At 46.1% G+C, this 271-nt stretch carries 1 pseudogene; it reads left to right on the forward strand.

From position 1 onward, the window contains the following. Positions 1–76 precede the first annotated feature (76 nt). Positions 77–142: pseudogene (locus NNO08_RS23035) on the forward strand (DinI family protein); the annotation flags it as partial. Positions 143–271 lie beyond the last annotated feature (129 nt).

Here is a 271-nt window from a genome sequence, read left to right on the forward strand (position 1 = left end):
GGGATTCCCATGTCGGCACCCTCTCTTGAATACCGGATAGAAATACAGCACAAAAACTGCATATACATCCAGCAATGAGCAGATAAGCCGTACTGTTCAGGAAATGTTTGAAGAGGCTGAGTTCTGGCTGGTTTCAGACTAAGAAATGGCGCTGCTGTCCTGGATAAATATAATCTGCGACGACTGGTGGCTATTTGTTGCCAATCGCCGCAACTACTCCTGTCAGAGCTTCGCATTCAATCAGGTTCACTGTGAGCTACCCATATTCTTT

Source organism: Citrobacter sp. Igbk 17, from assembly GCF_028069775.1.
Lineage (GTDB): Bacteria > Pseudomonadota > Gammaproteobacteria > Enterobacterales > Enterobacteriaceae > Citrobacter.